At 74.8% G+C, this 6,512-nt stretch carries 6 protein-coding genes and 1 pseudogene; 6 read left to right on the top strand and 1 reads right to left on the bottom strand.

Translation table 11 applies throughout. The features are described from left to right. From IE312_RS23715 to IE312_RS23700, 4 genes are all read left to right on the top strand, one after another. Positions 1-633, top strand: a 633-nt coding sequence (locus IE312_RS23715; RefSeq protein WP_306419807.1) for an enolase C-terminal domain-like protein, incomplete at its 5' end; no start/stop codon positions are given. Between the two features lie 54 nt (positions 634-687). Then, positions 688-1,698 (top strand): SDR family oxidoreductase, encoded by a 1,011-nt coding sequence (locus tag IE312_RS23710; RefSeq protein ID WP_189984481.1) that lies wholly within the window; start codon positions 688-690, stop codon positions 1,696-1,698. 9 nt (positions 1,699-1,707) lie between these two features. Beyond that, positions 1,708-2,223: a metallophosphoesterase family protein gene (locus tag IE312_RS23705; protein WP_189984353.1), complete on the top strand. Its 516-nt coding sequence runs from the start codon at positions 1,708-1,710 to the stop codon at positions 2,221-2,223. A 7-nt stretch (positions 2,224-2,230) separates the two neighbouring features. Continuing rightward, entirely contained in the window at positions 2,231-2,827 is a 597-nt protein-coding gene (locus IE312_RS23700; protein WP_229900354.1) for a GNAT family N-acetyltransferase, read from the top strand. 83 nt (positions 2,828-2,910) lie between these two features. Here IE312_RS23700 and IE312_RS23695 read toward each other — a convergent pair whose 3' ends face one another. Continuing rightward, a complete protein-coding gene (locus IE312_RS23695; protein ID WP_189984352.1) occupies positions 2,911-4,041 on the bottom strand; it encodes an XdhC family protein in 1,131 nt (376 codons plus the stop codon). Between the two features lie 183 nt (positions 4,042-4,224). On the opposite strand from IE312_RS23695, the gene IE312_RS23690 reads away from it, so the two are divergent. Together IE312_RS23690 and IE312_RS41555 are read left to right on the top strand one after the other, a co-directional pair. Further along, entirely contained in the window at positions 4,225-6,216 is a 1,992-nt protein-coding gene (locus tag IE312_RS23690) for an elongation factor G (protein ID WP_189984351.1), read from the top strand. A gap of 68 nt (positions 6,217-6,284) precedes the next feature. Then, positions 6,285-6,512, top strand: a pseudogene (locus tag IE312_RS41555) (endoglycosylceramidase); the annotation flags it as partial.

Here is a 6,512-nt window from a genome sequence, read left to right as displayed (position 1 = left end):
ATTCCCCGCGTCAAAATCAAGATCGGGGAGTCGTGGGGCACCCGGGAGGACCGCGACCTGGAACGCGTCGCCCGCGCACGGGCCACCGTCGGCGACGGCGTCGCACTGTACGTCGACGCGAACGGCGCCTACACCGCCGGCCAGGCCCTACGGATCGCGGGCCCGCTCGCCGACCACGGCGTCACCTGGTTCGAGGAGCCCGTCTCCTCCGACCACCTGACCACCCTCGCCGACGTCCGCGCCCGCACCGCGATCGACGTCGCCGCCGGCGAGTACGGCTACACCCTCGCCTACTTCGAGCACATGCTGGCCGCCGGAGCCGTCGACTGCCTCCAGGCCGACGTCACCCGGTGCGGCGGCATCACCGTGTGGCTGCGCGCCGCCGCGCTCGCCCACGCCCGCGGGCTCGACGTCTCCGGGCACTGCGCGCCCCACGCCCACGCCCATGTCGCCGCCGCCGTGCCCAACCTGCGCCACCTGGAGTGGTTCCACGACCACGTCCGCATCGAACGGCTGCTGTTCGACGGCGTCCTGGACCCCGGCGGCGGCAGCGTCACGCCAGGCGCCGACGGGGCGCCCGGCCTCGGCCTGACCCTCGTGGAGGAGCGGGCGGCGCCCTACCGGGCGCAATGAACCGGAACCCCGTTCCGCAGCCGAGTCCCGAGACCACAGGAGAAGGAGATGAGCATGTCCCCGACCGTCGTCATCACCGGTGCCAGCGCCGGCATCGGCCGCGCCACCGCCCGCCTGTTCGCCCGGCGCGGCGCCGACGTCGTCCTGGTCGCGCGCGGCGAGGGCGGCCTCTCGGCTGCGGCCGACGAGGTCGCGGCGCTCGGCGGACGGCCCCTGGTGCAGCCCGCCGACGTCGCCGACCCGGACCGGACGGAGGCCGTCGCCGAGGCCGCGGAGAGGGAGTTCGGCCCGATCGACATCTGGGTCAACTGCGCCTTCGCCAGCGTCTTCGCGCCGTTCGAGGAGATCATCCCCGAGGAGTACCGGCGGATCACCGAGGTCACCTACCTCGGCTTCGTCAACGGCACCCGCTCGGCCCTCAAGCGCATGCTGCCCCGCGACCGCGGCACCATCGTGCAGGTCGGCTCCGCGCTCGGGGAACGGTCCATCCCGCTGCAGTCCGCGTACTGCGGGGCCAAGCACGCCATCAACGGCTTCACCTCCTCGCTGCGCACCGAGCTGCTGCACCGGGGCAGCAACGTGCACGTCACCGTCGCCCAGATGCCGGCGGTCAACACGCCCCAGTTCGAGTGGGTCCGCTCCCGGCTGTCCAAGCACCCCATGCCGGTCCCGCCGATCTACCAGCCCGAGGTGGCCGCACGGGGCGTGGTCCACGCCGCCGACCACCCGGGCCGCAAGCAGTACTACATCGGCGCCACCACCGTCGCCACCATCTGGGCCAACCGGTTCGTCCCGGCGCTCCTCGACCGCTACCTGGCCCGCACCGGCTTCGACTCCCAGCAGACCGACAGCATCCCGCCCACCGGACTGGACAACCTCTTCGCACCGGTCGACCGGGAACCCGCCGACGACCACGGCGCGCACGGCTCCTTCGACGACACCGCGCACGCCCGCTCCTGGCAGGAGACCCTGGTCCGGCACCCCGCCGCCACCGCCCTCGGCGCGGGCGCCGCCGCACTGGGCGCCCTGCGCGGATACCGCCGGCTGACCTCCCGGTCCGCCTAGGCTGACGGCGTGCGCCTCCTGCTGATGTCCGACACGCACCTGCCCAAGCGGGCCAAGCGGCTCCCCGAGCAGCTGCTCGCCGAACTCCCGCGCGCCGACGTCGTCGTGCACGCCGGGGACTGGGTCGACACCGCCACCCTCGACCTGCTGGAGAGCCGCAGCCGCCGGCTGGTCGCTGTGTACGGCAACAACGACGGCCCCGAACTGCGGGCCAGGCTGCCGGAGGTGGCGTACGCCGAGCTGGGCGGCCTGCACTTCGGCGTGGTCCACGAGACCGGGCCGGCCCAGGGCCGCGAGGCCCGCTGCGCCGCCCGCTTCCCGGACCTGGACGTCCTGGTCTTCGGGCACAGCCACATCCCCTGGGACACCACCGCCCCCGGCGGGCTGCGCCTGCTCAACCCGGGCTCCCCGACCGACCGCCGCCGTCAGCCCCACTGCACCTACCTGACGGCGGCCGTCGCCGGCGGAGCGCTCACGGACGTCACCCTGCACCGGCTGCCGCCGCGGGACCGGAACGTGACATGATCACCGGGTGACTCCCGGCCCCGGCATACCCCCCGTCGTACCCGCCGGCCGGCTCGCCGCCGGTCCGCAGCCCGTGCTGGAGCTGCCCGGCGGCCTGGAACTGCGGCCCTGGCGCCTGGACGACGCCGACACCGACGCCCTGCACACCGCGGGGCGGGACACCGCGATCAGTCACTGGAACCTGTTCACCGTCGACAGCCGTGCCGAGGCGCGCGCCCGGATCGAGCGCCTGCACGCGCGCCGCCGGGCCGAGACCGGCGCGGTCTGGGCCATCGCCCCGCGCGGCGGCGGCGCCGTCGGCCTCGCCGGCCTCAACGACGTCGATCTGGCCGGCGGTACGGCCGAGATCGTCTACTGGGTGCTGCCCGCGGCGCGAGGTGGCGGCCTCGCGGTCGCGGCGGCCCGGCGGCTCAGCCGGTGGGCCCTGGCCGACCTGGGCCTGCACCGGCTGGCCCTGTGCCACTCGACGGCCAACCCCGCCTCCTGCCGGGTGGCCGAGAAGGCCGGATTCACCTTCGAGGGCACCCAGCGCAGTGCCCTGCTGCACACCAACGGCTGGCACGACCTGCACCTGCACGCCCGGGTGAGCGGGGACCCCGAGTAGCGCGGACGGGGGCCGACCGCCGGACTCCCCATGGCCCCCTGGTGGGCGCTCGCAGCCCCCTCGCGGGCTGCCCTCGAGGTCCCTCAAGAGCCCGTGCCGCCACCCGCCTCGGTGGACCCGGGCGGGTGGATCGCGCCGCTCGTCCCGCTGAGCGGCGCCCCGGTGCCGCCCCACCGCAGTGCCACGATCTCCGCCGCGACCGACACCGCCACCTCCTCCGGCGTCCGGGCGCCGAGGTCCAGGCCGATCGGGGAGCGCAGCCGGGACAGTTCCTCGTCGGTGCAGCCGGACCCGGCCAGGCGGCGCAGCCGGTCCTCGTGGGTGCGCCGGCTGCCCATCGCCCCGATGTACGCGGCCGGCCGGCGCAGTGCCTCCCGGAGCACCGGCACGTCGAACTTCGGGTCGTGCGTCAGGACGCAGACCACCGTCCGCTCGTCCGTGCGGGTACCGCGCAGGTACCGGTGCGGCCAGTCCACGACGACCTCCACGCCCTCCGGGAACCGCCGGGGCGTGGCGAACACCGGCCGGGCGTCGCACACGGTCACCCGGTAGCCGAGGAAGCCCCCGAGCCGGGCCACGGCCGCGGCGTAGTCGATGGCGCCGAACACCAGCATGCGCGGCGGTGGCGCGAAGGAGTGCAGGAACACCGTGACCGTGTCCTCGTGCCGCTCCCCGTGCGGCCCGTAGTGCCGCAGGCCGGTCACGCCGAGGGCGAGTCCGCCGCGCGCGTCGGCGGCGACGGCCGCGTCGAGCCCCCGCGTGCCCAGGCTGCCGGCGGCCGTCCGCGGCCACACCGCGAGGGTGGCTCCGCGCGGCGCCGGCCCGTCGACCACGGTGGCCGCGGTGACCGGCTCGCCCCCGGCGACGGACGCGGCCACCGCGCCGAACACGGGATCCAGGGCCGCCGTCACCGGCCGCACCAGCACGGTGATCTCGCCTCCGCAGGTCAGCCCGGCCGCGAAGGCGTCGTCATCGTCGTGACCGAACGTCTCCAGCCGGACCGCGCCGGTCTCGACGGCCTCCTGCGCCAGCTCGAACACCGCGCCCTCCACGCAGCCGCCGGAGACGCCGCCGACGACCTCGCCGTCGGGCCCGACGGCCAGCGCGGCGCCGGGTCCGCGGGGCGCGCTGCGGCTGACCGCGACGACCGTGGCCAGCCCGAACGGCACCCGGGCGGCGTACCACCGGTCCAGTACCGCGAGGATCTCACGCATCGTCCGCCCTTCGGCCGGCCCCCGCCACGGGCACCCCGTCGCACGTTAATCCGTTGGCGCCGCGGCCGCCCTTCTGCTGCACTGCACCGGTCGAGTTCCCCGCAGAACCAGGAGTCACGATGCGCGCTGCGTCCATGTCCACCCCGGTAGCCACCGCCCCCTCTCTCAAGGACATGACGCTTCGTGCACTTGCTCAACCTGGGAATCCTCGCGCACGTCGACGCGGGTAAGACGAGTCTGACCGAACGGCTCCTGCACACCGCCGGAGTGATCGACGAGGTCGGCAGCGTCGACGCCGGCAGCACCGCCACCGACACCCTCGCGCTGGAGCGGCAGCGCGGCATCACCATCAAGTCCGCCGTCGTGTCGTTCCCGCTCGACGGCGTCACCGTCAACCTCATCGACACCCCCGGCCACCCGGACTTCATCGCCGAGGTGGAGCGGGTGCTCGGCGTGCTGGACGGTGCCGTCCTGGTCGTCTCGGCCGTCGAGGGCGTCCAGGCGCAGACCCGGGTACTGATGCGCACCCTGCGCCGGCTGCGCATCCCCACCCTGGTCTTCGTCAACAAGATCGACCGACGGGGCGCCCGGGACGCGGCCGTGCTGCGCCAGATGGACCGGCGGCTCGGCGTACCGCTCGTCCCGACGGGGACGGCCGCGGGGCTCGGCACGCGGGCCGCCCGCTTCCTCCCCGGCCTGGGCCCGGCCGCGCTGGAGGCGCTGGTGGACCGTGACGACGGCCTGCTCGCCGCCTACCTCGACGGCGGTGTCCCCGCCGGCCGGCTCCACCGCTCCCTGGCGGCCCAGACCCGGAGCGGGTCCGTCCACCCGGTGTACTTCGGTTCCGCGATCACCGGCGCCGGCGTGCCCGAGCTGATCGCCGGCATCGAACGCCTCCTGCCCCGCGTGGCCGGCGACCCGCACGGCCCCCTGTCGGGCACGGTGTTCAAGATCGAGCGGGGCCCGGCGGGGGAGAAAGCGGCCTACGCCCGGCTCTTCTCCGGCACCCTGCGCGTCCGCGACCGCGTCGCGTTCGGGGACGGCCGCCGGGACACCGGCGAGAAGGGACGCGTGACCGCCCTCAGCGTCTTCGGGCACGGCACGGACACCACGGCGGACAGCGCCGGCGCGGGCCGGATCGTCAAGGTGTGGGGTCTCGGCGCCGTCCGGATCGGCGACGCGCTCGGCATTCCCCCTCGGCCGTACGAGCACCACTTCGCGCCGCCCACCCTGGAGACGGTCGTCGTCCCCGGCCCCGGCACGGACCGGCGCTCGCTGCACCTGGCGCTGACCCAGCTCGCCGAGCAGGACCCGCTCATCGGCGTCCGCCACGACGAGCTGCGGGGGGAGACCTCGGTGTCCCTCTACGGCGAGGTCCAGAAGGAGGTCGTCCAGGCCACCCTCGCCGACGAGTACGGGCTGGCCGTCACCTTCCGCGAGACGACGACCCTGTGCATCGAACGCCCGGTCGGCAGCGGGCACGCCGTGGAGTTCAACAAGAAGGGCGACAACCCCTTCCTCGCCACGGTCGGCCTGCGCGTCGATGCGGCCCCGCCCGGCGCGGGCGTGGCCTTCCGGCGGGAGGTGGAGCTGGGCTCGATGCCGTACGCCTTCTTCAAGGCCGTGGAGGACACCGTCCGCGAGACCCTCGGCCAGGGGCTGCACGGCTGGCAGGTCACCGACTGCACGGTCACCATGACGCACTCGGGCTACTCGCCCCGGCAGAGTCACGCGCACCAGCGCTTCGACAAAAGCATGTCGAGCACCGGCTACGACTTCCGGGGCCTGACCCCCCTGGTCCTTACCGAGGCGCTGCGCCGGGCCGGCACCCTCGTGCACGAGCCGGTGCACCGCTTCCGGCTGGAGGCGCCGGCCGACACGCTGGGCACGCTGCTGCCGGTGCTGGCCCGGCTCGGCGCGGTGCCGGAGAGCACGGCCACGCACGCCGCGGTCTGTGTGCTGGAGGGCACCGTGCCGGCCGCCCGGGTGCACGCGCTGGAGCAGCGGCTGCCGGGGCTGACCCGGGGCGAGGGTGAGCTAGAGACGGCCTTCGGCCACTACGCGCCGGTGACCCGGGGCACGGTCCCGGAGCGGCCGCGCACCGACCACAACCCGCTGAACCGGAAGGAGTACCTGCTGGGCTTCGTGCGCCGGGTGGGCGAGGGAGGGAGCTGACCGGTAGTCAACTTACTCCGGGGTCAGGACCCTTGACGCCGTCCGGACCTGACCGGATTGTGGTGGACATGCCGAATCTTCGGGCACGTCTGCTGGCCGTGCTGGTCGTCCTCAGCGGATCCCTGGCGGTGGCGGGCGTCCCGCCCGCCACCGCCGCCACCCCCTCCGACTCCCTGTGGTTCGACGGCGCCCCGCTGACCGTGCGGGACGGCCGGTTCACCGACGGCCAGGGCCGCGAGATCGTCCTGCGCGGCTACAACGTCTCCGGCGAGACCAAACTGGAGGAGAACGGCGGC

The sequence above is a fragment of the Streptomyces capoamus genome (assembly GCF_014654935.1).
GTDB classification, from domain to species: domain Bacteria; phylum Actinomycetota; class Actinomycetes; order Streptomycetales; family Streptomycetaceae; genus Streptomyces; species Streptomyces capoamus.
Note: the sequence above shows the minus strand (reverse complement) of the source record. Positions and strands in the feature narration are given on the sequence as shown.